Source organism: Neptuniibacter sp. QD29_5, assembly GCF_047778125.1.
Classification (GTDB): Bacteria; Pseudomonadota; Gammaproteobacteria; order Pseudomonadales; family Balneatricaceae; genus Neptuniibacter.
Window position 1 is genome coordinate 497972 of record NZ_CP180556.1, and the last position, 26918, is coordinate 524889.

At 44.0% G+C, this 26918-nt stretch carries 23 protein-coding genes and 1 tRNA gene; 9 read left to right on the plus strand and 15 right to left on the minus strand.

What is annotated here, in order from left to right; genetic code table 11:
- Positions 1-81: 81 nt before the first annotated feature.
- The 4 genes from ACMXYR_RS02145 to ACMXYR_RS02160 all read right to left on the minus strand — a co-directional run bounded on the left by ACMXYR_RS02145 (position 82) and on the right by ACMXYR_RS02160 (position 3633).
- The gene (locus ACMXYR_RS02145; protein ID WP_415883375.1) at positions 82-1023 is read right to left on the minus strand and encodes a ribose-phosphate pyrophosphokinase; all 942 of its coding nucleotides are present in this window, start codon (positions 1021-1023) and stop codon (positions 82-84) included.
- A 64-nt stretch (positions 1024-1087) separates the two neighbouring features.
- Positions 1088-1162: transfer RNA gene (locus ACMXYR_RS02150), tRNA-Gln, on the minus strand.
- Positions 1163-1338: 176 nt separating this feature from the next.
- Complete coding sequence (gene lolB, locus ACMXYR_RS02155) at positions 1339-1926, minus strand: lipoprotein insertase outer membrane protein LolB (protein WP_415902717.1); 588 nt, start codon at positions 1924-1926, stop codon at positions 1339-1341.
- Between the two features lie 9 nt (positions 1927-1935).
- On the minus strand, positions 1936-3633 hold the full coding sequence (locus tag ACMXYR_RS02160) for a tetratricopeptide repeat protein (protein WP_415902718.1): 1698 nt from the start codon (positions 3631-3633) through the stop codon (positions 1936-1938).
- A gap of 376 nt (positions 3634-4009) precedes the next feature.
- Between ACMXYR_RS02160 and hemA the strand changes: the two genes are divergently transcribed.
- From hemA to ACMXYR_RS02185, 5 genes are read left to right on the plus strand one after another with little or no spacing between them, the layout of a single operon-like run.
- Complete coding sequence (hemA, locus tag ACMXYR_RS02165; RefSeq protein ID WP_415902719.1) at positions 4010-5281, plus strand: glutamyl-tRNA reductase; 1272 nt, start codon at positions 4010-4012, stop codon at positions 5279-5281.
- Positions 5281-6369 (plus strand): peptide chain release factor 1, encoded by a 1089-nt coding sequence (gene prfA, locus ACMXYR_RS02170; RefSeq protein ID WP_415883379.1) that lies wholly within the window; start codon positions 5281-5283, stop codon positions 6367-6369. Before hemA ends, prfA begins: the two co-directional genes overlap by 1 nt.
- 43 nt (positions 6370-6412) lie before the next feature.
- Positions 6413-7276 (plus strand): peptide chain release factor N(5)-glutamine methyltransferase, encoded by an 864-nt coding sequence (gene prmC, locus ACMXYR_RS02175; protein ID WP_415902720.1) that lies wholly within the window; start codon positions 6413-6415, stop codon positions 7274-7276.
- Positions 7266-8042 carry a HesA/MoeB/ThiF family protein gene (locus ACMXYR_RS02180; protein ID WP_415902721.1) on the plus strand — a complete coding sequence of 259 codons (777 nt, stop codon included), beginning with the start codon at positions 7266-7268 and terminating at the stop codon, positions 8040-8042. The genes prmC and ACMXYR_RS02180 overlap by 11 nt, the downstream gene beginning before the upstream one ends.
- On the plus strand, positions 8032-8460 hold the full coding sequence (locus ACMXYR_RS02185) for a CoA-binding protein (protein WP_415902722.1): 429 nt from the start codon (positions 8032-8034) through the stop codon (positions 8458-8460). Before ACMXYR_RS02180 ends, ACMXYR_RS02185 begins: the two co-directional genes overlap by 11 nt.
- Positions 8461-8523: 63 nt before the next feature.
- Here the strand turns inward: ACMXYR_RS02185 and ACMXYR_RS02190 are convergent, their stop codons facing one another.
- Positions 8524-9126 (minus strand): hypothetical protein, encoded by a 603-nt coding sequence (locus ACMXYR_RS02190; RefSeq protein ID WP_415902723.1) that lies wholly within the window; start codon positions 9124-9126, stop codon positions 8524-8526.
- Positions 9127-9228: 102 nt separating this feature from the next.
- On the opposite strand from ACMXYR_RS02190, the gene ACMXYR_RS02195 reads away from it, so the two are divergent.
- Positions 9229-9549 carry a hypothetical protein gene (locus tag ACMXYR_RS02195; RefSeq protein WP_415902724.1) on the plus strand — a complete coding sequence of 107 codons (321 nt, stop codon included), beginning with the start codon at positions 9229-9231 and terminating at the stop codon, positions 9547-9549.
- Between the two features lie 15 nt (positions 9550-9564).
- Positions 9565-10257 carry a helix-turn-helix transcriptional regulator gene (locus tag ACMXYR_RS02200; RefSeq protein ID WP_415902725.1) on the plus strand — a complete coding sequence of 231 codons (693 nt, stop codon included), beginning with the start codon at positions 9565-9567 and terminating at the stop codon, positions 10255-10257.
- Here ACMXYR_RS02200 and ACMXYR_RS02205 read toward each other — a convergent pair.
- The 10 genes from ACMXYR_RS02205 to ACMXYR_RS02250 form a co-directional block, all read right to left on the minus strand.
- Positions 10254-11210 carry an AEC family transporter gene (locus tag ACMXYR_RS02205; protein WP_415902726.1) on the minus strand — a complete coding sequence of 319 codons (957 nt, stop codon included), beginning with the start codon at positions 11208-11210 and terminating at the stop codon, positions 10254-10256. The genes ACMXYR_RS02200 and ACMXYR_RS02205 overlap by 4 nt on opposite strands.
- A 43-nt stretch (positions 11211-11253) precedes the next feature.
- Positions 11254-11760, minus strand: a complete 507-nt coding sequence (locus tag ACMXYR_RS02210) for a SixA phosphatase family protein (RefSeq protein ID WP_415902727.1) — start codon at positions 11758-11760, stop codon at positions 11254-11256.
- A gap of 113 nt (positions 11761-11873) precedes the next feature.
- On the minus strand, positions 11874-12077 hold the full coding sequence (locus ACMXYR_RS02215) for a hypothetical protein (protein WP_415902728.1): 204 nt from the start codon (positions 12075-12077) through the stop codon (positions 11874-11876).
- A 244-nt stretch (positions 12078-12321) separates the two neighbouring features.
- Positions 12322-13980 carry an acyl CoA:acetate/3-ketoacid CoA transferase gene (locus ACMXYR_RS02220; RefSeq protein WP_415902729.1) on the minus strand — a complete coding sequence of 553 codons (1659 nt, stop codon included), beginning with the start codon at positions 13978-13980 and terminating at the stop codon, positions 12322-12324.
- Between the two features lie 161 nt (positions 13981-14141).
- Positions 14142-15509, minus strand: coding sequence for a sigma-54 interaction domain-containing protein (locus ACMXYR_RS02225; RefSeq protein ID WP_415902730.1), 1368 nt, complete (start codon positions 15507-15509; stop codon positions 14142-14144).
- Between the two features lie 83 nt (positions 15510-15592).
- Entirely contained in the window at positions 15593-15814 is a 222-nt protein-coding gene (locus ACMXYR_RS02230; protein ID WP_415902731.1) for a hypothetical protein, read from the minus strand.
- Between the two features lie 154 nt (positions 15815-15968).
- Positions 15969-16505, minus strand: coding sequence for a non-heme ferritin (ftnA, locus tag ACMXYR_RS02235; RefSeq protein ID WP_415886863.1), 537 nt, complete (start codon positions 16503-16505; stop codon positions 15969-15971).
- Between the two features lie 355 nt (positions 16506-16860).
- On the minus strand, positions 16861-18420 hold the full coding sequence (locus tag ACMXYR_RS02240; protein ID WP_415902732.1) for a PAS domain-containing methyl-accepting chemotaxis protein: 1560 nt from the start codon (positions 18418-18420) through the stop codon (positions 16861-16863).
- Positions 18421-18714: 294 nt separating this feature from the next.
- Positions 18715-21756 carry an EAL domain-containing protein gene (locus ACMXYR_RS02245; RefSeq protein ID WP_415902733.1) on the minus strand — a complete coding sequence of 1014 codons (3042 nt, stop codon included), beginning with the start codon at positions 21754-21756 and terminating at the stop codon, positions 18715-18717.
- A 3-nt stretch (positions 21757-21759) separates the two neighbouring features.
- The gene (locus ACMXYR_RS02250; protein ID WP_415902734.1) at positions 21760-22887 is read right to left on the minus strand and encodes a substrate-binding domain-containing protein; all 1128 of its coding nucleotides are present in this window, start codon (positions 22885-22887) and stop codon (positions 21760-21762) included.
- Between the two features lie 329 nt (positions 22888-23216).
- Here ACMXYR_RS02250 and ACMXYR_RS02255 point away from each other — a divergent pair, with 329 nt between their 5' ends.
- Both ACMXYR_RS02255 and ACMXYR_RS02260 read left to right on the plus strand, forming a co-directional pair.
- Positions 23217-24299 carry a WD40/YVTN/BNR-like repeat-containing protein gene (locus ACMXYR_RS02255; protein WP_415902735.1) on the plus strand — a complete coding sequence of 361 codons (1083 nt, stop codon included), beginning with the start codon at positions 23217-23219 and terminating at the stop codon, positions 24297-24299.
- On the plus strand, positions 24292-26649 hold the full coding sequence (locus tag ACMXYR_RS02260; RefSeq protein ID WP_415902736.1) for an efflux RND transporter permease subunit: 2358 nt from the start codon (positions 24292-24294) through the stop codon (positions 26647-26649). Before ACMXYR_RS02255 ends, ACMXYR_RS02260 begins: the two co-directional genes overlap by 8 nt.
- Positions 26650-26918: the final 269 nt, after the last annotated feature.

Below are 26918 nucleotides of genomic sequence, written 5' to 3' on the forward strand. Positions count from 1 at the left end.
GCGACCAGGCTTTGCAGCAATCACCCGAGGGTGGAAAAACTTACTCGTAATTGAGTAAGTTGCTATATCAGTACGTTGTCCTTAACGGAACATCGCGCTGATGGATTCTTCATTGCAAACACGGCGTACAGCTTCAGCTAGAAGCGGAGCCAGTGTTAGCTGACGAATTTTGTCGCACTTAGATGCAGATTCAGACAGTGGAATCGTATCTGTTACAACAAATTCATCTAGATCAGAATTAGTGATGTTGCTTACTGCTGGACCAGAAAGAACGGCGTGAGTCGCGTAAGCTACAACGCGTGCAGCACCGTTATCTTTAAGTGCCTTAGCTGCTTTACAAAGCGTGCCGGCAGTATCACACATGTCATCAACCAGTACGCAAGTACGGCCTTCAACATCACCAATGATATTCATAACTTGAGATTCGTTAGCACGCTCACGACGCTTGTCGATGATTGCTAGGTCGCAATCAAGTTGCTTAGCTACTGCGCGGGCACGAACTACACCACCAACGTCCGGAGAAACAACTAGGATGTTGTCGTATTCCTGATCAACGATGTCGTCGAGTAGGACAGGTGAGCCGTAAACGTTATCTACAGGTACAGAGAAGAAGCCCTGAATCTGGTCAGCGTGTAGGTCAACTGTCAGTACGCGGTCAATGCCGATAGCATCCATCATATCTGCAACAACTTTTGCAGTGATAGGTACACGAGCAGAGCGTGGACGTCGATCCTGACGTGCATAGCCGAAGTAAGGTACAACAGCTGTGATACGTGAAGCAGAAGCTCGACGAAGAGCGTCGGCTAGTACAATAAGCTCCATCAAGTTGTCGTTAGTTGGCGCGCAAGTAGACTGGATAATAAATACGTCTTTACCACGTACGTTTTCCTGAATCTCAACGCTTACTTCGCCATCACTAAAACGACCAACATTCGCTTTACCCATAGGAATATCTAGGCGATCAACTACTTTTCTCGCCAGATCAGGGTTAGCGTTGCCGGTGAAGACCATCATCTTGGACACGGCGTGCACCTTTTCGATTGTAATTTGTTCGGAATCTGTAGATCGGGAACCGTTCATAGGCATTTGGCTGGGGTAGGAGGATTCGAACCTCCGCATACTGGAATCAGAATCCAGTGCCTTACCGCTTGGCGATACCCCAACATTATTCCTCTTGGAGGACCGGCCTCCCGTTGAAAGAGGCGCAGATTATCCAAGACTCGTGGTTAAAAGTCAAACTAAAGCAGGGGGAGGCGCTACTAGAATTTAGACTGTAATAGCAGGCTTTTTGTGATGGCTATGAGAGATTGAAATTAATGTTTGGGTATTTCCTGCTGACTACAGTTTTATCCAAGTTTTAATCACAATGGTGACTTTCAAATCACGGTACTGCAAATGCATTTTAGTAGGCAGCGCAGGTGTTTGTTGGTTATAGCGAAGATACTCAATTTTCCAATCTTGTTGGGTTAATTGTGCAAGTCTCTCATCTACGATTGTTTGGTCGTATTGTGAGTGAGGCGAAGGTAGCCCCCTGATCCACCAAAAAATATCACTGACAGGCAGTGCCCAGCCCCATTGTTGATGGAGGATTTGTTCCGGATTTGTACCGGTAAACGTTCCTTCGCCGGCAATATCAACAATAACTTCTTGTGGGTTTCCAACAATAGATGCGCCGCCTTGTCCCCAAGGTCCGCGTATATCTATCTGATAATCAGAGCCTTCTTGTAGCCATTTTAAACTGGCTGATTGGCTGTCCTCGGGTGTGCGAATGCCTATCTTGCCGCTAGCTTCCCAATCAGATATATCTTTAAGCAGACTTTGACGAGTTTCCCAAGAAATATCGCTGGTTGTAGGTATCTGCGTTTTTTGTAAGCTACAGCCCGCTAAGAATAGACACAGCATAGGCGCAAGGTACTTTTTTAACATCTACTTTTACTACTCTGCGTTAATTAGCTGTGCTGCTTCTTCTAGGAAAGGATCGCCAGGATTGTCTTTTTGGCTTCTTTGGAGCAGTGAACGAGCTTTCTCTTTTTGATCTATTGCCCAATACACCTGAATTAGGTGGCTAGATACTTCAGGGTCGGAATATAAAGCATGAGCTTTTTCTAAATAAGTCACAGCTTCATGGTTTCTGCCCAATTTAAATAAAGCCCACCCCATTGAATCCAAAATAGCAGGATCTTCAGGTTCTGTAGTTAATGCGGCTTGGATCAATTTGTAAGCTTCTTCATAACGCTCAGTATGTAGAAGTAAGGTGTAGCCCAATGCATTCTGCACTGTAGCGTTGCCGGGTTCTAATTCTAATACTCGGCGTAGATCTTTTTCCGCCTGTGGGAAATCAGTGGATTCCACCATCATTGCGCGGGTGTATAGCAGAGAGGTGTTATCAATAAAGAGTACTAGCGCATCTTCTAATACAGCTAAGGCTTCCTCTTTTAGATTATGGAGGTTTAGCCATTCTGCTTCTAATGTGTAAATTGATGCGGCCTGGTTGGGCATGCTAGCTCTGGCATCAGATAAAATCTGCTGTAGACGAGGTTTGTCTTCCATATCTTTCAGAAGTGAGCTGACTCGAGATAGGGATTGCAGAACGTTAGAGCCATTTTTTACAGAGCTGTAATGTTCAATCGCTTGATCACGCTTTTCTTCTGACTGAGCAATGTGGCCCAAATAAAAATGTGGTGAAGTGTCTTCAGGTTTCAGTTCCAGTAATCGTAATAAGGCTGCTTTAGCATCCTGAGGTGCTTCATTTTCGAGCATCAGCAGGGCTAAGTAGTAGGTCAGTTGATGATCTTTTAAATTGTTTTTTAGCAGCTCTTTGGCTTGAGAGACCGCTTGTTTAGATTGCTTGTTTTGGAATAAAAGCTGTGTGTAAAGGATATGCAGCTGACGGTTATTCGGCTGCTGTTCAAAAGCAGTGCGGATAAGCTTAAGTGCATCGTAAACTTTGTTTTGAGAACGCAGCAGTTCAGCTTTTTGTATCAACGCTTCTGGATTCTCGGGGTCAATCGTAAGGGCGCGATTAAAAGAGGTGAGTGACGCCTGTTCGTTGTTATTAGCTCGATGTAACAATGCTAGAGTCAGTTCGAGATCGGAGCGTGGATCGGCTGATTGACGATGCTTATTTAGCATCGTGATATAGCCGGGTAAAACTTTGGGATCTATACGTTCTACTTGCCCGCGAATCAAAGCTAATGTGCGAAGCGGGTCAAATTCAAGGGCTTTTTCAACCAAAGGCAGTGCTTCGGTGTATTTACCTTTATGCAGAAGCATATTCGCTTCTATTTGGTACGGCTCGGGATTAGACGGAGCAATTTCGCGCCAAAGTCGAGCAGCCTGAATGACTTTGTCAGGGTTTCTCAGGTATTGAGCAATTCGTGTGGCGCGTTCAGCGACACCCGAGTCCTGGCTTTTTTTCGCTTGTTTGAGGTAGTTTTCAAGGGCTATTGGAAATAACCTACGTTGACCAGCAATCTCGGCAAGTAATAAATCGTAAAGAGATTCTTGGTTGAACTCGCCATCTACGTAATTAACTGGCTCGGAGGTAACTTCTTGTGTCTGTTTCGTTGGGGTGCTTTGACAGCCTTGTAATAAGGTTAAGGCACAAGTTAAAACGATAAGTGATTTCTTCATGTATACAGCCGTAATAGCCCCGACATCCCTGAATGATTTGGTCACTATAGTTGAATAACCAGTGGCTTGTCAGCTACCGACCAAAGGTTTTAAAGAGAATAAGTTAACGATGTTTAGATTGTTACTCATACATGCTGATTTTGACCTTAATTTAAAGAGTTAGACCTAAGGTTCTTTATTTTTGTTCGATTTATGTGGATTTTGTCCAAAGATTTGTAATTAATCCGCTGTTTTTTGATCGAAGTTGCCTAAATTGTGGTGCTGCCTTTTAACCTTTGTCGCAAAGCGTTGTATCATAGCGCGCTGATTTAGATCAGCTTCAGTTGATTTGTAGTGCCGTCTATACGACGGTAGATTTTTTGGTATGGCGGATCGCATGGCGTTACTTGCATTAGGCATCAATCACAAAACGGCTTCGGTAGAGGTTCGCGAACGCGTGGCGTTTGCCCCCGAGCTGCTTGCTGAAGCGATGAATGGTGCTGCCGAATTTGCTGATCTGAAAGAGATTGCCATCCTATCGACCTGTAACCGTACAGAGCTGTATTGCTCTTCTGCCATAGAAGGGTCGAGAGCCCTGTTGGAATGGCTAGGCAAATACCACGATTTAGATCCTGATGAACTGCAGCAATGTTCCTATGCATTCTGGGGTGAAGATGCCGCGCGTCATATGATGCGTGTGGCAAGTGGATTGGACTCCCTAGTATTGGGAGAGCCGCAGATACTTGGTCAACTGAAGTCGGCATATAGCCTTTCTCAAGAAAATGGCCATGTAGGTGCCGAGCTGGGGCGCTTATTCCAGCAGACGTTTTCTGTGGCTAAGCAGGTGCGTACTGATACGGCGATTGGTGAAAACCCAGTATCAGTTGCTTATGCAGCAGTAAGCCTTGCCCAACATATCTTCTCGGATATGCGCGAAAGCAAAGCGTTACTGATTGGCGCAGGTGAAACGATCGAATTGGTAGCGCGCCATTTAGTTAATGCTGGCGTTAAAGATATAACGGTGGCTAACCGTACCCTTAATCGTGCTTTGGCATTGGCTGATGAATTTGATGGTAAAGCGATCTTGTTGGGTGATATTCCAAATGCGCTTGCCGAAGCCGATATAGTGATTGCCTCTACTGCCAGTCAGTTACCTATTCTAGGTAAAGGTGCAGTGGAGTCAGCACTTAAGCAGCGTAAGCATCGACCTATCTTTATGGTTGATATAGCTGTTCCGCGTGACATAGAAGCGCAAGTTGCGGAACTGGATGATGTTTACCTGTATACGGTTGATGACCTTAAAGAGGTTATCGAAGAGAACCAACGTAGCCGTGAAGATGCTGCTAGACAGGCAGAAGAAATTATAGAAACCGGCGCGCATGAATTTATGCGTCAGTTGCGTTCACTGGAAGCGGTCGATGTATTAACTGCTTTCCGTGGTCAGGCAGAAAGTTTACGTGATCAAGAATTAGGCCGAGCGTTAAAGCAGCTGGAAAATGGTAAGCCAGCTGAAGAAGTGTTAACCATGTTAGCGCGTAGTCTGACGAATAAAATGCTACACCATCCAACGATTCAAATGCGTAAAGCAAGTGCTGAAGGGCGCAGTGAATTACTGGATTTGGTGCAAGAGCTTCACCAGTTAGGTGAACATGCTAAGAATGAGAAATAATGAAAGAATCTATTCTAAGTAAGCTAGAAAAGCTTAGCGATCGATACGAAGAGCTTGCTGCTCTGATGTCTGATCCAGAAATTATCTCTGATCAGGATAAGTTTCGTGATTATTCCAAGGAATATTCCGAATTAGAACCTGTGGTACAGGCGTTTGCTGCTTTTAATCAAGCGCAGGATGATCTTGAAGAAGCCGAGATGATGATGGCTGACAGTGATCCTGATATGCGAGAGATGGCAAAAGAGGAATATCCTGCCGTTAAAGAGCGTATCGAAAATCTTGAAGCTGAACTGCAGATTCTTTTATTACCTAAAGATCCCAACGATTCTCGCAACGTCTTCTTGGAAGTACGTGCCGGAACTGGTGGTGATGAAGCGGCTATTTTCGCCGGTGACCTTTTCCGTATGTACTCTCGTTTTGCGGAAGTACAGGGTTGGCGTGTAGAAGTGATCAGCGTTAATGAAGGTGATCATGGCGGTTATAAAGAGGTTATCTCCCGTATCGTTGGCACCGATGTTTATTCGAAGCTGAAATTCGAATCCGGTGCGCACCGTGTACAACGTGTTCCGGAAACCGAGTCTCAAGGCCGTGTTCATACGTCTGCTTGTACCGTTGCAATTATGGCAGAGATGGATGAGTCAGCTGAGATAGAAATCAATAAAGCTGATCTACGTGTAGATACTTTCCGTGCATCAGGTGCCGGTGGTCAGCACGTCAACAAAACTGATTCGGCTATTCGTTTAACCCATATTCCAACGGGTGTGGTAGTTGAGTGTCAGGAAGAGCGTTCACAGCATAAGAACCGTGCTAAGGCGATGTCACTTCTAGCTTCTAGACTGCAAGCTGCAGAAGATGAACGTCAGGCTGCCGAAATGGCAAGTACGCGTAAAAGTCTAGTAGGTAGTGGTGATCGTTCGGAACGTATTCGTACCTATAATTATCCACAAGGTCGTGTAACTGATCACCGTATCAACCTAACGCTATATAAGCTGCAGGAGATTATTGGTGGTGAGTTGCAACACGTTGTTGAGCCGCTCTTAAATGAGCACCAGGCGGAACAGCTTGGGGCGCTCTCCGAAGAAAGTTAATCAAAGGGCCGGTATGGCCCTTTTTGATATGTATTAAATCTCTATGCAGATTAAGCAAGCGGTAAAACTAAGTATTCAACTCAATGGTGTCAGTGAGTCAGCTCAATTGGATGTTGAGTTGATGCTATGTCATCTGCTCGATAAGCCGGGAAGCTATCTGTTTACTTGGCCAGAAAAAGAGTTAGATCCAAAAATTGTCGATCAATTAAACGTGATGATTGATCGGCGCTTAAACGGTGAGCCTGTAGCGCATATTATCGGTATGCGAGGGTTTTGGGATTTTGACTTGGAAGTTTCTCCCTATACCTTGATTCCTCGTCCCGATACTGAAGTGCTGGTCGAAAAGGCTTTGCAGTTGTGTTCTGAGAAGCGCGCGCGTATTACTGATCTAGGCACGGGAACCGGAGCGATAGCTTTAGCCTTGGCTTATGAAAATTCAGAATGGACTGTGGTTGCATCAGACTTTGTGCCGGAGGCAGCGCAGTTAGCCGAGCGAAATCGAGCCCGGTTGCAGCTTGAAAACGTAGAAGTCATACAGGGAAGTTGGTTTGAGCCTCACCATGGCCATTACGATATGATCGTCAGTAATCCTCCTTATATTGATCCGAAAGACCCGCATCTAGCACAAGGTGATGTGAGATTTGAGCCGCTTTCGGCGCTTACGGCTGAAGATCATGGTATGGCAGATATAAAACATATATGTGAAGAGGCTCGAAGTTACCTTGTTCCTGGTGGTCATCTGTTATTTGAACATGGTTATGACCAAGGTCCAGTTTGCCGCGCCTTGCTGGAGAGTTTAGGGTATACAGAAATAGGTACTCAGCGTGATTATGGCGATAATGAGCGAGTAACCTTTGCATTATGGCCAGGTGACACCTGCGCTAAAGGAGAAGTCAATGCTGAGTGATGAGCAGCTATTACGCTACAGCCGCCAAATTATGTTGCCTGATGTCGATATCAATGGGCAGGAAATCTGGTTAAATTCGACAGTTTTGATCATCGGTCTAGGTGGTTTGGGTAGTCCTGTTGCTATGTACCTAGCTGCGGCAGGTATAGGCGAGCTAATCCTAGTGGATGATGACGAAGTAGAGCTTTCCAATCTACAGCGTCAGATTGCTCATAACACTAAGCGCATTGGTGCGCCTAAAGTGGATTCAGCTCGAAATACCATTGCTGGTTTAAATCCTGATACTCGAGTTAAAGCGTTGTATGAGCGTTTAGACGATGAAGCTTTGCAGCGTTTAGTTGCAACCGTTGACCTTGTGGTTGATTGTACTGATAACTTTAGTACTCGATTTTCGATTAACCGTGCCTGCTTTATGCACAAGAAACCATTGGTCTCAGGTGCTGCTATACGTATGGAAGGCCAGGTGGCAGTTTATGATCCTCTAAACCCAGAATCACCTTGCTACCAATGCCTCTATAAAGAGGGAAGTGATGAAGCGCTTACTTGCTCTGAATCTGGTGTACTGTCGCCTCTAGTCGGTATCATCGGATCAGTTCAAGCATTAGAAGCTTTAAAAGTTTTGGCTTCGGTTGGCGAGAGTTTAGCAGGTCGTTTACTGCTTTTAGATGCCAAAACGATGGATTGGCGCACACTTAAATTGCGTAAAGACCCAGAGTGTAGTGTTTGTAAAGGCATGCATGCCGAAGGTGATAGTCATGACTGGTGATCAGTTATCTATCGATGTTTTAGAAAATGTTCGTACTATCGCGCTAGTAGGTGCGAGTGACAAGCCTGAGCGTGCTAGTTTTCGTGTGATGGCTTTCTTGAAGACTTGCGGTTATGACGTGATCCCCGTTAATCCTGTACTAGCAGGTGAAACACTGCACGGCGAGCAGGTTGTTGCCTCTTTAGCTGATATCGATAAGGCGGTTGATATGGTCGATGTGTTTCGTCGCAGCGATCAGGCTGGAGTGGTCATAGACGAGGCTGTTCAGATCGGAGCTAAGGCTGTTTGGTTACAGTTAGGAGTATATAGTCCAGAAGCGCAGGAACGTGCTGAAGCAGCAGGCTTGAAGGTTGTGGTTAACCGTTGCCCCAAAATAGACATACCTGAATTAGCGATTAATACGCCTTCTAGTTCTTAGTATTCATCAAAAAGAGCGCTTTCTGTAGAGCGTTTGAGCACGAATACAACCCTCGAAGATCAATTACCTATCAGCAAGAAACATCGCTCTAATTATCTGATCGTCCCAACATTTTTTAGCATAGTTTAGTGTCTCTTCTGAGTAATTATGTTGGTCGATATCGTCTGGACAAGATGCGCCAGAATTTATAATAAAGTGGATAAGCGGCAACTGATCGCTAGCTAAGGCTTTATGAACAAGTTCATCATCAAGCTGTCCGCCATACTGGAGCAAGACGGATAGATGCAGCATGAGTTCTTGTTCGGAACAGTGGTCAAAGCATTGTTGAAGCAGTGGTGTTGGATCGGTTTTGGCACCAGCAGTATAAAGCGCTGTCAGTAATAGTAGGCTTTTTTCTTGTCTAAGTGACAGCTCTGTAAGTGTTAGAGGTGAATCTGTGTGGCTAGTTTGGTCTGGATTAGCACCGAAGTTTAGCACCAGCTTTAATGCTTTTGGGGCTTGTTTAAGAATACAGACTTCAGCTAAAGGCGCAGTATCATCAGAGACTGGTTTATTGATTTCTTCCGGTTCGAGTTTTTGCAGATGTTTTTGGAGCTTGGTCAGATCATCGGCATCGATCGCTTTAAAAGCTTTTGCCAATCGATCGCTTTTGAATAACTTAAACATCTTTATCCCCATTTAATAAAACTCTACTGACACTACGCTGTCAGTAGGGCTAGTTTAGCATCCCTGTTGTCATATTTAAGAATTGGATTAAGGAGAATAACAATGACAACAACCGTCGTAGAAATGGTAACTTACAATCTGAAATCAGGCGTGAATAAAGCTGACTTTGCATCGACTCATGACAAGGTTAATGAGTGGTTAAAAAAGCAGGAAGGCTTTCTGTATCGTTCAGTGAGCGAAGATGAAAATGGCTTACTGCACGATTTGGCTTATTGGCAGGATATGCCGACAGCTAAAGCGGCGGGGGATGCATTTATGCAATCTGACGAAGGCCAGTCGCTGTGTGGTCTTATTGATATGGAGAGTTGTCATATGCGTCATATGGAAGTACAAACAGAGGCGATGATTTGCGAAGGGGCTTAGGGAGCTAAATTACCGATGAGGAAAGCGGAACGCTTGTTTCAATTATTAACGCTTTTGCGCGGCCGCCGAACCGCTTTAACGGCCAGCGCCTTGGCTGAGGTGTTGGAAGTCTCTGAGAGAACTATTTACCGAGATATACAGGCGCTTTCGCTTTCTGGTGTGCCTATTGAAGGTGAAGCGGGTGTAGGCTATCGCCTACGCCCGGAATTTAATCTGCCGCCTCTGATGTTTGATGAAGAGGAACTAGAAGCTCTGTTGCTGGGTGTGCGCTTAGTGCAGGGCTGTAGTGATCAGCACCTGGGTCAGTCTGCTTCCAGAGTGCTAGATAAAGTCAAAGCGGTTTTGCCGACTGAACTTTACGATCAATATATTGAAGGCCCCGAATGGTTTGTTGTCCCTGGATTGCATCGACAATGGACAACCCAATATAGCGACCAGATCAGAGTCGCGATCAAGAATCGGTTTGTGATCTCAATCGGTTATCAACGAGAAGATAAACAACAATCCGAGCGTGAAGTTTGGCCTTTAGGTTTAGTGTACTGGGGTGCTGTTTGGACCTTGGTCGCGTGGTGTGAGCTGCGCGATGATTTTCGTATGTTCAGATTGGATCGTATCCAGTCGCTTACGCAATTGTCCCGTCATTTTGAAACTACAGATCAAATTAGCTTGCAGACCTACCTTAAGCGTACAGAATGTACTGAAGCTTAAATTACACCTGTGACGCGCATGATATAGATACCTGCCGATAGGCTAAGAATAGAGCCTATGGTCGTCATCAAGATGATATTCGCCGCGAGTTTCTCATTTCCTCCCATCGCTTTAGCCATTACAAAGCTTGCTGCAGCTGTTGGACAACCAAACAGAACCATTAGCATAGTTAAGTCTTGCCCTTTGAAGCCATAAGCCCATGCGGCGAGAGTTAATATCAAAGGGATAAAAAGCAGCTTTGATAAGGTCGCCCAAGTGGCTTGAGAAGAAGTGCTGCGTAAGCTCTTCATGTTCAATGAGCCGCCTATAGCCAGTAGGGCTAAAGGTAGGGTCAGATTGGCAAAATAACGCCCTGTTTTCTGCGCAATTTCGGGAAGCTGGAAACCGAAGTACGAGAAGGGAAGTGCGAGCAATACTGCAATGATCAGTGGGTTTTTTACGATCTCTAAAACAGTGCTGCCGATACTCGCGCCGCCTTGGTGTTTTGCTGGCAGTGTTAATGCGATGATTGAAAGGACGTTAAACAGAGGGATAACGAGCGCTAGTAGTAGGGATGCTTGCGCCAAGCCGGAATCTGAAAACAGGTTATAGCTCACAGCTAAACCAATAATGCCGTAATTACTCCGAAACGCACCTTGTATAAAAACACCTAAGTCTTCTGGTTGTTTGATCCAGCGCTTAGCGAGAAACCAAAGCGCTATAAAGCTGATCAGAGTGCCAATTAAGACAAATCCTAGTTGTTCTGGATTAAAGACTGCGTGAAAGTCTGTCCGTGAGATGGACATAAAAACCAAGGCTGGCAGGGTGATCATAAATACGAGCTTTGATGCTGTATTTATGAAGGCATCATCAATCAGCCCTACGCGTTTCAGTAGATAGCCTAGAAAGCCAATAAAAAAGATTGGGGCGGTAATACTCGCAGTAAAACTGAGCGATGAAAGGTAAAGTTCCACAGGCACTCACTCTGGAATAAAGAGTACAGTTTATCATAGTTGCTTAGGCGGCGGTTGAAGCGTGCTTTTTCGGGTAATCAAACAAAATGCTGGTGGCGCAGCCCGCTGCTAATTCATGCCACTGGGTAATGCTTAGATGCATGTGAAGAACCGCTGCCGTTGGAAACTTTTCTAAGTGGCTTTGAGTCAGCATATCAGCTAGTTGATGTAGCGCTGGATTATGGCCGACCAGCATAATACTGTTCAGATGATCTGATTGGTTTTGCAAAAGGTACATCAGTGTTTCGGTACAAGATGCATACAGTTCTGGATGGGTTTGCAATTGTTCCGGTTTTAAATTGAGGTGCCGGTGGATTTCGGAGGCAGTTGTTAATGCTCTGTTTGCGTTGCTTGCTAAGATGAGTTCTGGTTCGATGCCATATTCACCTAAACGCGTAGCCATCTTAGGAAGATCTCTCTGACCGCGCTTATTGAGAGGGCGCTCAAAGTCATCAAGAGTGGGGTCTTTCCAACTGGATTTTGCGTGGCGGATTAAGGTCAGTCTTTTCATGGCAGACGCCTTTATTGTGACTGTTTAGAGTGTCCTAGGCAGTATTAGGGGGAATAACAAAAAATGCGAATTTTTCTGAATAAAAACTACATCCTTGTAATTTAGCTATGTAGTTAAGCTACTTTTAGATAATCTCCGCCAACTACAATGCCGTCCACAACCTCAGGAACAAAGCATTGCTGCTCGTTAAGAATCAACTTTTCTAATTCTTCTTGTAAAATGATTTTCACGTCGATGCTATCTAACATTGTCTTAAACTGATCTAATGTCATGCCGCTGTGGATAAGATCTAACGCATCATATTGCATGTCGTACATTGCTATTCCTATATTTATTAAGTTTGTTGGAATAAAAAACATCCGAAGAGCAGGGGAGCTAGCGAGTTCGCTGCTTAGGAACACAGTCAAAGGCAATTGCAGTGTGCCTATTAAATAGCAACGGTCTAAAGCGCCTGAACTACTCTTCTCTGCCTCGCTACCTCGACGCTGCACAATGACGTTGCACAAACGACATATACGCCGATACCGGTAGTTAGCAGTGGATGGAAAAAATAGGCTTTCCTTAACCTAAGGGGGGTGTTACCAGTCTCGACGGAGAGCTCGGTAATTCTGTGCCTTGTAGAACCTTGCGCATCAAACTTCGCATCTGTTGCATCGGTCTGCTGCCAGGTTGGTTTAAGCGCATTGGGCTTTCACGGAATAAGCGCTCATCCATCGGAGTTAAGTGATCATCAATTAACGGCATAAACTCCATCTGATCCAGTACATCCTTTTGCAGATCGATACCCGGTGCGATTTCTGTCAGTAAAAGCCCTTTCGGCGTGAGCTTGAATACCGCGCGTTCAGTAATAAAGGTTACTCGCTGCTGGCATTGCATGGCGTAACTGCCATTAAATGTGATTTGCTGAACAGACTTTTTAAATTTCTTAAGAGGTCCGTTCTCAATAACTTTTAAGCCGTGCTCGTGCACCTCTAAATGTTGTTTGCCAGAGGTGAAAGTGCCGAGAAAATAAACATCTTGAGTGTTTTGAGTAATGTTAATAAATCCGCCTGCACCAGCGAGCTTAGGGCCGAATTTACTTACGTTAACGTGGCCTTCTGGGCAGGTTTCAGCTAAGCCTAAAAAGGCTTGATCTAAACCGCCGCCGTCATAGAAGTCAAATTGAGCAGGCTGGTCTACAACGGCTTCTGCATTGCTTGTTGCGCCAAAGCTTAGTCCGCTAGCCGGTTGACCGCCGATGCCGCCAGGCTCAACGGTTAGAGTAAAGTCTTCTATTTTTCCTTCTTCAGCTGCAACGGCTGCTACCGTTTCTGGCATGCCAATACCAAGATTGACGACAGCATTATTTTTTAACTCCATCAGTGCACGACGTGCGATGACTTTTCTTGCGTCTAAAGGAACAGGTTTGCTTGCTTGAGCCGGGAGCGTAATCTCGCCGCTGTAGGCTGGGTTATAGGATTCGGCAAATGTCTGAGGGTGGTCTTCAGCTGGGGCTTGAATGATATGATCAACCAAAATACCCGGGATGCGGATTCTATCAGGTGTCAGGTTATGCTGCGCAGTAATACGTTCAACTTGCACTAGCACTTTGCCACCACTGTTTTTAACGGCTTGGGCAATCGCTAAAGCATCTAAAGGCAGTGCTTCGCGTTCCATGGATATATTGCCTTTACTATCTGCTGTGGTACCGCGTAGTAGGGCAATGTTGGGTTGGCAGTGTTTATATAGAAGAGCTTCTTCACCGTTAAGATCAAGTAGTTGTACCAGTTGCTCTTCTGTGCGGCTATTTACTTTACCACCTTCAAAACGAGGGTCTACAAAAGTGTGTAAGCCTACGCGTGTGAGCGTGCCTGGTTTACCTGCTGCAATATCGCGGAACATATGGCAGATCACCCCTTGAGGAAGGTTGTATGCCTCAATTTTATTATCGATCGCCATTTTTCCGAGCGCGGGTGCTAATCCCCAATGTCCACCGATGACGCGTTTTATCATCCCTTCATGGGCAAAGTGATTTAAACCGCGGGTTTGGGCATCGCCTTGTCCAGCTGCATAAAGCAGGCTGAGATTGTTGGGAGTGCCCTGATCTAGAAATCGTTTTTCGATCGCTTTTGCGAGAGTTTCAGCAAAGCCGATACCGATAAAGCCGCCTGTAACTATGGTGTCATTTGATTGAATTAATGCAGCCGCTTGATCGGCCGAGATCAGCTTATTCTGAGACATTCTGAATACCATTCTTGTTATTTTTAATTCAGTTGTTTAGAGCAAAGTAGGGGCCATGTTTTAAATGTTCTTTAAAAACAGTGGGTTATGGGTATTGGTGGCAAGGTGAACGTAGTTAGGTGTCTATTATATTGGACTGTGTGCTTTCATTGTCTGTTTTTCTAGACACTTTTGTCGTTTTTTAGACGTTGATAAAGGCTTGCTCTAGATATGCCTAGCAGTTTGGCTGCCGCTGTTTTATTACCATTGCATTGCTGTATTGCTTCTTCAATGGCTGAGCGCTCATGCTCTTTACGATAGCTTTTTAAATTCGTTAAAGGGTTTATTTGATGGGGTTGTTCTTCATTTGCGCCTAAATCAGGCGCTTCAATTGAAGAACCTTCAGCCATAACGCAGCCTCGTTCTAGGCGATTTCGGAGTTCACGGATATTACCAGGCCAGCTGTAGCTTTGTAGCCATTTAAGGGCTGGCTGCGACAAAGGCAGTTCCGGTAGTTGAGACTGTCGCTGAATTTCACTCAACATGTGTTCGGATAGTAGAGGGATGTCTTGGATTCTCTCCCTTAGAGGCGGTAGGTTGATCGGCAAGACGTTTAAACGATAGTAAAGGTCTTCACGAAATAAGCCTTGCTCTACTTGGCTGCGTAGATCTTTTGCGGTAGCTGCGATGATGCGTACATCTACTTTTTCAAGGCGATTAGAGCCCAGTGCTTCGACCTCTCTTTCTTGAAGTACTCGAAGTAGTTTTGCCTGCATGGCGAGAGGCATCTCTGCAATTTCATCAAGAAAGAGAGTGCCGCCTTCAGCTAGCTGGACTTTGCCTTTACGTGCCTTTCTATCTGCGCCGGTATAGGCACCGGGAGCGGTGCCAAATAGTTCTGCTTCGGCAAGCGATTCGGGTAGCGCGCCCATGTTAATGCCTACAAAAGGTCCGCTGCGACGCGTGGAAGCATGGTGGATGCCTTGTGCTAATAACTCTTTTCCTGTCCCAGTTTCGCCTAATAAAAGCAAGGTGGTGTCTAGTTGCGATGCTCTTAGTGCTTGGCGACGAAGCTGTTGTGTTTTGGGCGCATTACCGATCATGTCGTCCAAAGCGTACCGGCTTGGACGGATAATTTTCTCATCTTCAAATTTACGCTGTAGGCGAGCAAATTTGTCGAACAGTGGTTGAAGGCTGTCTAAGTCATCGTAAAAAATAAAGCCAATAGCGCCGATAATGTTATTGTCTGAATTTTTGATCGGGAGACGAGTAACAACACACCAGCGGTTGTTAATCTGCATAAGATCGACAAAGGAGGGCTTTCCACTTTTAATGACTCGGGGAAGTTGAGTCGTGGGGATTAGGTCTTCTACATTGCAGCCAATTGGATCGATCTCTTCTGGAATGGCGACAAGTTTGCGATATGCATCGCTCATCCACAGAATAGATGCTGTTTCATCGACGGCAATAGAGCCTTGGCAAAGACTGGAGAGTAGATCGAATAAGTTGTGATTATTATCTTGTTCAATCAGCTGGCGAAGTGAATGCATAGGAACCAATCGTGTTTAAGTTTCTATGACAAAACTACGCGTAACTATCTAGGCTGCCAAGTAAAATTTAGTTTGGGGTGCTGCTAAGCAACCTTTTCTTTGGCCTCTTTAGCGCGTTTTTCGTGATGTCGAACAACTGAGCCCTTGATCACGATCTCCCAATTATCTGCTGTGCTCATTAACATGGCACCGCAGTTGCCGCATTTGCAGATCTGAGAGTTACCTAAATCACTAACCGTTTTTAGCTGCGGGTGTTCCTTCCCGTTTTTAACTAACTCAAAGCAATACTTGCAATCAGTGTTCACGCTATATCTCCTTGCTAGGCATGAGAGGCTACTTTCGGTTAAATATCGGGCAATAAATTATATTCTTTAGTAAAAAAATATAAAAAACATGAGTTTTTCCGTCTATTTATTGCCCGTTTTCAAGATTTTTATATAACTTTTTGAAATATAAAGATTAGATGGCTTCTTCTGTGCTGGCCATAATACTGCCGCCATCACCGTTTTTAGCTAGTTCACCGATCTCCTTATCGATAAAGAATAAGCCTTTGCCATCTTCGCCAATGATTTTGATTTTATCTAGGATGCCATTAAACAACTTCTCTTCTTCATGCTGTTCAGCAACATACCACTGCAGAAAGCTAAAAGTTGAGTAGTCTTGGTTTGTGAAAGCTGTGTGCGCTAACTCGTTTATTTTGCGGGTAACTAGGCATTCGTGTTCGTAAACTTTTTCGAATAGGTCACGGATTGATTCGAACTTTGCTTCTGGAGCTTCGATAGTACCGATCAGCGCCATCGCACCGGTTTCATTCACATAAGTGAAAAGGCGCTTCATATGAGACATCTCTTCGTCAGCGTGCTTATAAAGAAATTCAGCGCACCCTTCGTACCCTTTAGACTCGGCCCAAGCGCCCATTTGTAGATAAAGGTTGGATGAAAAGAATTCTAGATTGATCTGTTCGTTTAGCTTTTCAAGCATTGCTGGGCTGAGCATAGGTAAATCCTTACTTATTAGTTACGTCACATAGCAACAGGCTTACATAGCCACTTTTTGCAATTTGCGGAGCGAGCACATTTACGACAGAGGTAAGTGCTTGAGCGGGTATGTTTTGCAATCTCTTTGAAGTGATGCTCTATATCGCTCTTACTAAACTTACATAAGGTTTTAGATTTGCTCATTCCTAGTGGGCTGTTGTAATTTTGCTAATGATAATCAATATTAAATGTGAAATGGCTACGAGTCTATACAACTTGTCATTATATCTGATCGTGTTAATAGGGGAACAAATCTGTAGATAGGTCATAGACCCTAGAGAAATAGGGTCTATGTGTTTTTTCGAGATGCTGATTTAAACCGTAAAGGTCTTCATCATAGAGCGTAGGTCAGTTACCAATTTATGCAGATTATTGCTGGCATTATTGGTTTGCTCTGCGGCGGTCATATTGCTGCTCGCAATATCACGAATGTTTAGAATGTTGTTGTTGATCTCGTCAGATACTGAGCTTTGTTGCTCGGATGCGCTGGCAACTTGAATACAGCGATCAGATACTTCAACCATTGCTTCAGATACAGAGTCAAATGATTGGCTTGCATCGTTAGCTAAATGTATTCCTTTTTGAGCTTGTTCGGAACAACGTTGCATAGTATCGGCAGTGACAGCAACTTGCTTTTGAATTGCTTCAATCGTGTTACGGATTTCGCTGGTGGAGGTTTGAGTACGTTGTGCGAGGGTGCGTACTTCATCAGCAACTACAGCAAATCCTCGGCCTTGATCTCCGGCACGTGCAGCTTCAATGGCAGCATTGAGTGCCAGTAGATTGGTCTGTTCTGCGATATCGTTAATGATATTAACAATTTGCTCAATTGAAGAGGCCTGATGTTTGAGTTCATCTGATGACTCAGAGGCTTTTTCTACATCTCTTACAAGCTCTGATATGCTATCTAGCATGACATCGATGTTTTCTTTACCGTTGTTAGCAAGGTCTGATGCTTTTTGAGTCGCTTGTGAGGTTTGCGCGGTATTTTGAGCGATTTCATGAGCAGTAGCGGACATTTGGGTTGCTGCGCTGGCAAGCATATCGCTTTCGCTGTTTTGCTGCTGAATACCCGCGGTTGTTTGATTTATAGCGGCATCTGTTTCGCTCATTACCTCACCAAGGGTTTCTATACTGTCCTCGACTCGACCAATAACTGTTCTTAAACGCGCACGCATCATGCGTGTAGCTAGATCGACAGAGCCTTGCTCATGCATATTCTCAGTCATTACTAATTGCGCTAATGGGTTGTTATAGATCTGGTCAGTGGTGGATGAGATCTTTCTTAGGCCGCGAGTGCTAGCAAACAGAGCAAAAAGCCCAGCAGCAACAACTGATAGCATCCCGATAGACTGGTATAGCTCTGAGATCGGTGCGAAGTTTAAAGCGAGGGCTCCTGCCCCCATTAAACCGGCAATGCCCATAATACGAGCAGCTAAGCTGGTTGTTTTAACTGATTTCGGCGGCGATTTACGGATCTTGCCATAGACTTGTTCAGCACGTTGGATCTGCTCTTGGGTTGGGCGAGTGCGGACTGATTGATAGCCTGTTTTTGTACCGTTGTTGTCATAAATCGGCATTACATAAGCTTGAACCCAGTAATAGTCACCATTTTTACAACGGTTTTTCACCATTCCCATCCAAGGCTGGTCATCTTTAATATGGTTCCACAGATCTTCAAATGCAGCTGCAGGCATATCAGGATGCCTAACTAGGCAGTGAGGTTTTCCTATAAGCTCTTCTTGAGAGTATCCAGCAACTTGGCAGAATTCTGGGTTAGCATAGGTAATGATTCCGCGGGTATCGGTTGTAGAAATAAGGCGGACATTGTCAGGATAAACGTGTTCCCGGTCTGTTGTATGAAAAGAGGTCATATCTGTCTCCAGTTTAATTCCGGTTTATTCTGGATAGGGGGTGATTATCATCCCGTAGTAGTACTTATTCTTCCTTGCAGAACCACTGCAGATGTCTCTACATAGTTACTAGTATATTCACGAAAATGACATTTGCATGAATAAACACATATAAATTGTAAGTTTATTGGGTTCCGACTTGGCGGTCGGTATTCTTCCACGGCTTGATTCTACCTGCAAACGATTTCATGAAAAAAGCTATGGTTTCTTGTAGAAGGGGCTTTAAGATTACTAATCTACAATCTAATCAGTAGCTTAGGATGTTTTTGCGTAATCCAAAAGGGGAGTGCTATTACCAGGCCGCCCTAGTAAAAAGCCTTGAATTTCATCGCAGTTATGAGTTTTTAAAAACTCAAGTTGCTCTTCGGTTTCGACGCCTTCTGCGACAACTTTTAATTGTAATGAGTGGGACATGGAAATGATCGCAGCAATGATATTTTCATCATCAGTATCGCCCGGAACGCCAGTGACAAAAGAACGATCAATCTTAACTGTGCTCACAGGTAAACGTTTTAGATAGATTAGAGATGAGTAACCGGTGCCAAAGTCATCTACGGATAAGCTGACACCGAGATCGCATATCTGTTGGAGCTTGTTGATAACTTTGTCTAGGTCATCAATAGCCAGTGTTTCGGTAATCTCAAGCTCTAGAAGATGCGGTGCAAGGTCGCTATCAATTAGGGCACCTTTGATATCATCGATTAAATTTGGGTCGTAAATTTGCCTTGCAGAAAGGTTGACCGATACCGGCATAGGCTTTTCTGGATTGATATTCCAAGCTTTCGCTGCGTGGCAAGCTTGATTCAAAATCTCTCTTCCTAGTTCGACAATAAGACCTGTTTGCTCAGCGAGTTCGATAAATTGCCCTGGTGGGATCATTCCTTTTTCTGGGTGATTCCAGCGCGCTAGTGCTTCAGCACTCAGGATATCTTCTCCGTTAATATGGAAGCGTGGTTGGTAAACTACAAAGATATCTTGGTTGTGCAGGGCAAGCCTGAGGTCTTCTTCCAAACGGGTTTGTGCCTCGGCTTGTTTGTTTATTTCTTGGTCATAAAAAAGAATGCCATTTCTACCTTTTTCTTTCATGTGATACATCGCTGTATCTGCATTTATAAGCAGTTCTTTCGCGTCCTTACCATCATCTGGGTATAGGGAAATGCCGATACTAACCGGTGCATTACTTATGAAGTTCTCGAGCTGGAACGGTGTTCTTAATGATTCGATAATTCTATGGGAGATATGGCTAACCGTGTCGATGTTATCAATGCTTTGTAATATGACACCAAATTCGTCACCGCCTAAGCGTGATACGGTGTCGTCAGGTCTTATGAAACCGGAAATACGGTTGGCTGTAGCCTTAAGTAATTCGTCACCTGCTGCATGACCGTATGTGTCATTGATGTTTTTAAAGCGATCAATATTGATAAACAGTAAGCCGATTTGGCTCTTCTCTCGATTTGAGCGGGCAATGGCAGAATTTAAACGATCGAAAAACAGGCTGCGATTAGGTAATCCAGTCAGGCCATCATAGTGAGATAGTTTCTCAAGTTGGGTCTCTGCTTCTTTTTTAGCGCTGATATCAGAGAAGATCAGTACAAAACGTTCTTCATTATCTTCTGTATATAAATTACTAACTGATAACCATGCAGGGAAGGCTTGGCCGTTAGGTTTGCGTATCTGGGTTTCGCCTTGCCAGCGCTTATCCTGTTTTAGGCTATGGCGGATTTCCGGATGCTCAGCAAAAAATCTACGACTAAATTGGTTTATAGTCAGCTCGTCAGAACCGCATAGTTGATGACAAGCGCTGTTACTGGTAACCATTTTGAGGTGGGTATCGATAACTAAAATAGCTTCATCAGCTTGGTCGAAAATTTGTCCAGCAAGTTGAATATGGCTTTGCGCTTCCTTGAGATCGGTTACATCAGTTACGATGCCGCCAATAGCATAGACACTTCCTGATTCATCAAACAGAGGAAACTTAGTGCTTAGGTAATTGCGTCGGCCGAGCTCGTTGGCTCCAGTGTATTCGATTTGTATTGGTTTGTTTTTCAGGATGACTTCTAAATCACTGTTTCTGAGCGTATCTGCATGCTGAGAGCTATAAAGTTCATGATCTGTTTTGCCAATGACTTCTACCGAGGAGTCATTAATTAGGTCATAGTAATTTGGGCTGATCATTTGATAGCGCAGATCAGCCCCTTTTATAAAGATAATGTTGGGTGTATTGGTGATGATGCCGTTGAGCTGTTGCTCATGCTCACTGATCTGGCCAACCATATGTTCTAAGGTTTTTCCTAGCAAATTAAATTCAGGGAAGTGGCCAGGTTTAAAAGGTTCGCCATCTCGATTGATTGCCATGTCCTCAGCATATCGAACTAAGCGTATGAGCGATGTTTTAGTCAGGCGAGAAATTGCTAGTACAGTTAAAAGTCCGATTATTAGTGCTGCTGTTATCGCTATGCCCAAATCTTTTGTATACGCGAGTTCTAAAGCTAAGATCGATGAGTTAGGAAGTGTAGTAACAACTTTTAAATGTTGTTGTGTGCTCAGAAAGAGTTGGTAGTGGTGGATGATTCTATCGTCTTCGAATATCTCAAATTGAGTTTCTGGTTTAGATTGTAGGATAGCAGTTTGTAGCTTAGGTGTTAGTGCTAAACTCGATGTAACTTGTTGATTAAAGTATAAGGCAACTGATTCTGCTCCAGTTAAGCTTTGAATTTCACTGAGTAGTTTGAAATGATCGTTTAGTAAGATAAATGCGTGCAACGTTCCAACGACTTCACCCAAATCATCACTAATGATAGGGAAAGTAATCCGCATGAGCTGTTGGGGCGGAGCTGAGTTCTGAGGCGATGTTTGTACCTTCCAGCTACGATAGGGGATGAACTCTTTGGTTAATTTGCTAAGGTTGAGTTGCATGCCTAATAGAGAGGTACTAATAAACTCGAGGTGATTGCCTTCTTGGGTTTCTAGCACAAATGCATGAATACTTTCGCCGGTCTGGCTTGCAAGTTGCTGCTGTAAAAACTGGTTAATGTGTTTGTGGTTTTGTGTTTCAATTCCGTTCGTTAGGATATTGCGTTGGCTAATTTGTTCGGCATTAAGTGCAGTCGCTTTTAGATATTTATCAAAGAACTGCTGGAGAACTTTTTGGTTACGGGAATGGGAAAGATTGATCTCTTCTAGCAATGCTCGTTGAGATCCTTGATAAGCAGGTATTAGCAGCACTAAGGCAATGACCGTGAGTGCACAAAGTACAATGGATAGTATGGCGGTTGAAAACTTAACTTTTTTCACTGATTACTGCCCGTTACTGCTGCTGTAGCGAAAAGCCCTTCTCTTTAGTTGCTCAATTTCATCCTTGTCTGTGCTTTTACTTAATAAAACAATATCGCCTGAATAGATGTGAGGCACACTACTACTTTGGCCTGAAATATCCATCTTTATTGCTTCAGCCATAGCGACACTACTATCGTCGTTCATTCGCATAACAGTTAGGTCTAATTTCCCCTCAAGAAGTGCCTCGATCTCCCTATCGCCACCGCCCCAGCCATTCAGTAGTACTTGATCGTTTAGATTGTTTTCATCTAAGGCTTTGAGTGCACCTAAAGCAATATCGGTTGAACAAGCAAAAATCATATTTAAATCAGGTGTTTTTTGGAGGGTGGCTAAAGTCGCTTTATAGGCTATGTCACTATTACCTTTTGTGTAGTAACTGCTTACTAACTTTAAGTCAGTAATAACAGCTGCTTGCTTTGTGAATGTATCTCCCCGCATGTGGCTTACATAGCCTCGAGAGAAATACAGCATGGAATATTTGCCTTGGGGGTGTTGATTTAACATCTGGTCGGCAAGTAACTGAGTGCCTTTTTCATGGTCGAAACCGGTATAGAGAAAAGGCTTAAGTTGCTGCCATTGCTGTAGGGGCGTTGTGATGTTCTGCAAAATTAATTTAGGTTTCCCACGCAGTAAAATTCTTTCGATCATCGCTTGATGGCGAAGAGCGTCAAGTGTGTAAACTAAATAATCAGGTTCCCAAGCAATTGCGCTATTGAGTTGTTCGCTCTGCAGTGAAATATCGACAGTGGGCCGGGAAAAGTAACTGTTAATCTCATATGAGACATTAAGTTCAGATAAGCGTTTCTCTAACGTAGTGACGCTTCTTCGCCAATAGTCAGAAGATTGTTCTGCAGGGTAGATAATGGCAATTTTTATAGATTTTTCATTTCTATTTTGTAGGGGAGAAGCTGATTCGCGCACAATCTCAGAGAATTTCTGCATTTTCTGGCGTTGTTCTGGGTGGTCTAGCAAGTAGTCAGAGACGCGAATGTATTGGTCGCTGTCATTGGCAGTGGCGCCTACGAAAAGGCCGCTGGCAAAGAGAAACGTGGCTAGGTGCACGAAGAAGTTACGAAAAGGTTTAAGCATGTTTATTTTTAACCCTACAACAAGCGTAGACTAAACCTAGCATGTCAGTTGTCGTTTGAACATGTGTTATGTCATAAAAGTGCAATAATTTGTATTGGTAACTACCTGTTTCTTATAAGAATTTTTTATATCAGAAAAAGCCTAAATTATCAGTTTTTAATGTTTTTGGTTGTTTTTAGATGGTGGCCCCATCTTGCGTTTATGACTCTGTATTATGAAATTACTGACTATTATTGTTAGTAAATATGCGTATGGATGTTATTGAGTGAAAGCTAGCTTTGTATCAAGCTGCCAACATCTTCCCCACAAAAATAATAATTGGGTTTTGCATGCTGAAACGATTGCCAATAGCGCTACTGAGTCTAGCGTTCTTGTTAAATATAGGTTTGGTAAAAGCTGATAGATTGCAGCTTTCTGCTTTAGAGCAAGGCAGCTTGGATAGTAGCTTGCTACTTGATATCGATGTTGCCGGTCAAAGATTGGTTGCTGTGGGCGAGCAAGGTGCCATTATCTTCTCGGATGATGAAGGTGAGAAATGGCGACAAGCTAAAGTACCTGTCAGTGCTATGCTGACAGCGGTTAACTTCTTAAATCATACCGCCGGTTGGGCAGTAGGGCATGATGGTGTACTGCTTTCTAGTAAAGATTCAGGTGCGCAATGGCAGTTAATATTGGATGGCAACCAGCTCAATCAATTGCGAGTAAAAGCGATAGAAAAATCGATCTCTCAACTTTCTGTGCAAAGTGAATATGATCCGGTCGAGTTAGAACATCTTGAATACCAACTAGATGATGCAATGTTCGCAGTTGATGAGGGGGCAAGCTCTCCATTATTAGATATCGCATTTATCGATTCCCAGAAAGGGTTTGCTGTAGGTGCATACGGCCTTTTTATTCAAACAGAAGATGCGGGTTCTAATTGGCATTACACTGGCCATAAATTACCTAATCCTGAAGGCCTTCATTTTAATCGACTGTTCTACTCCAAACAGGGTGAATTGTTTGTGCTAGGTGAAGCTGGTTTGTTACTAAAAAGCAATGATAAAGGCTTGAGCTGGGAAAGCCTTTCTTTACCGTATCAGGGCTCTTTCTTTTCTATGGTGGAAGGTGATGAGCTATATCTGATGGGGTTAAGAGGCAATGCGTTGAAAAGAGTTGAATCGGGAGTTTGGGAGCAAATAGAACTACCTGTTAAATCGACAATTAATGACGCAGTGGAAGTGGATGGAAAACTATATCTAGTAGGGCAAGGTGGGGCGCTTTTACAAAAGGCCGCGAGCGGGTTTGAAGCTTTTTCTAAGCGAGGATTGTTGAGTTATTCCGCTGTGACCCATCTCGAGCATCAGCTTATAGCGGTAGGTGAGTCTGGTGTCACAAAGATCGCTTTAGAGGAGGATGCTGAGAATGAATAAGCTATCCGCTCTTCTGTTATGGCCGATCAATACCAGTGAACAATTAGCTGAAACACTCCTTTTTAGCTATCGAAAAGTATTACTGTTCATTTTTATATTGATAACAGCACTGCTAGCTTGGCAAGCATCTCAGGTTCGCCCTGATGCTAGTTTTGTGAAAATGATCCCTGCATCGCACCCGTATGTGGAAAACTATATTGAATATCGTGATGACCTAGCGGGCCTTGGTAATAGTATCCGTGTAGTTGTAGCTGCAAAAGAGGGTGATATTTTTACACCTGAATTTCAGACAACTTTAAAGCAGGTAACGGATGAGCTGTTTTTTATTCCAGGGGTGGACCGGTCTGCACTTAAGTCTATCTGGACGCCAAATGTTCGTTGGACAGAGGTCACTGAGGATGGGTTTGTAGGCGGACCAGTTATCCCTGCCAAATATGATGGTTCTAGTGAAAGTTTGGAGCAGGTAAGAACCAATATCTTACGTTCTGGACAAGTTGGTATTCTGGTAGGTAACGATTTTAAATCGGCGATGGTGCAGGTTCCGCTATTTGATTTGCATCCTGAAACTGGTGAGAAACTAGATTATCAAGCTTTTTCCGAGCAGTTAGAGACTCTAGTACGAGATAAATACAGCTCCGATCAAATCGATATTCATATGACAGGGTTTGCCAAAATCGTCGGTGACCTTATCGATGGTGCGACTGAAGTTGCCTTGTTCTTTGCTGTGGCAATAGTGGTTACGTTACTACTGTTGTATCTCTATTCTGGCAGCGTGATGGGGACCATCGTTCCTCTGGTTTGCTCTCTCGCAGCGGTTATTTGGCAGTTAGGTCTACTCAATCTTCTTGGGTATGGTATCGACCCCTATTCGATGCTGGTGCCGTTTTTAGTCTTTGCTATAGCGGTCAGCCACGGTGTCCAGATTGTAAATACGATCACGTTGGAATCGGCGACCAAAGGCTCGAGTAAGCTGGTTGCTGCACGACATGCATTTAAAGCGATCTATATTCCAGGAATTACTGCGCTAATTTCCGACGGTATTGGGTTTATCACTTTAATGGTGATAGAGATCGAAGTGATCCAAGATCTGGCGGTCGCTGCTTCTTTGGGCGTTGCAGTAATAGTTCTAACTAACTTGATGTTGTTACCGTTGCTGATGAGTTACGTTGGGGTTGGCAAACGAGCAATAGCTAAAGCTAAGCGCAGTATTGAGTCGGAAAGTTCTTACTGGCATTACCTGAGCTTCTTCTCTCGGCCTATAGGTGCAACGATTGCGGTAACAGCTGCATGTATCATGTTGGTGCTTGGTCTTTATGGCAGTAAAAATCTGCAGATAGGCGATCTTGATGCCGGTGCTCCTGAGCTTCGAGCTGACTCGCGTTACAACTTAGATAATCAGTTTGTAACCTCTAACTATTCAACATCCAGTGATGTTTTTGTAGTGATGGTAACGACCCAAGAGGAACAATGTAGTCATTATAAAACCTTAGAGGTTGTGGATAGATTTCAGTTCTATCTGCGCTCTGTTAAAGGTGTCCAATCTAGCATCTCCTTAGTTGATGTATCTGAGCGAGTTACGGCAGGACTTAATGAGGGCAGTCTAAAATGGCGAACAGTGCTGCGTAACCAATACGTGATTAATGCCTCACTCTCCCATGTGCCCTCAGGTTTGATGAACTCGAACTGTTCTTTGCTACCTGTGATTGTGTTTTTGGATGACCATAAAGCCCAGACGCTTAAGGATATAACGGCAGCAGTCGATAGCTTTGCTTCTGAGTACGGCACGGAAGATATCCAATTCAAAATGGCTGCTGGTAAGGCGGGGTTTGAGGCCGCTACCAATGAAGTTATTGAAACGGCGCAATATGAGATGCTGGTTTGGGTTTATTCTGTTGTGAGCTTACTCTGCTTGCTGACGTTTAGATCGATAAGAACGGTAATCTGTATTATCGCGCCTCTGGCACTAACTTCCGTACTGTGTCAGGCGCTAATGGCTCAGTTAGGTGTTGGCGTTAAGGTGGCAACCCTGCCGGTAATTGCTTTAGGTGTGGGTATAGGTGTGGATTATGGTATCTATATCTATTCCAAACTGCAGACATTCCTCAAGCAAGGTCATTCTTTATCCAAGGCTTATTTGGAAACTTTGCAGAGTACAGGTAAGTCCGTTGCCTTTACGGGACTCACTCTGGCGATTGGTGTAGTGCTCTGGACATTGTCGCCAATCAAATTCCAAGCGGATATGGGAATCCTTCTAACCTTTATGTTTATCTGGAACATGCTTGGCGCGTTGATTCTTCTGCCTGCGTTAGCTTGTTTGCTTCATCCTGAAAGGGATAGAGCGCCAGCTTAATTTCATTTTAATAGTCGCTGTATTTTTGCTTTTTGCTATTCAATGTTTTTTGTATGGTTTTTGCCGCGACAGCGGCAAAAAGCGGATTCTTATTGCCGTTTATACGGGTTTTTGTTTCAAGTTTATTCCATAACATATTGTTATTAAAGGGTTATATTGTTCTGGTATGTATATTGCTTTTTATGAGGTACTAACTGCTTTTGCCAGTTGATAATGAGCGAGAAAAGTCAGCTAAGAAGCCTAGCGTGTGCATTATGGCGCTGCGTGAA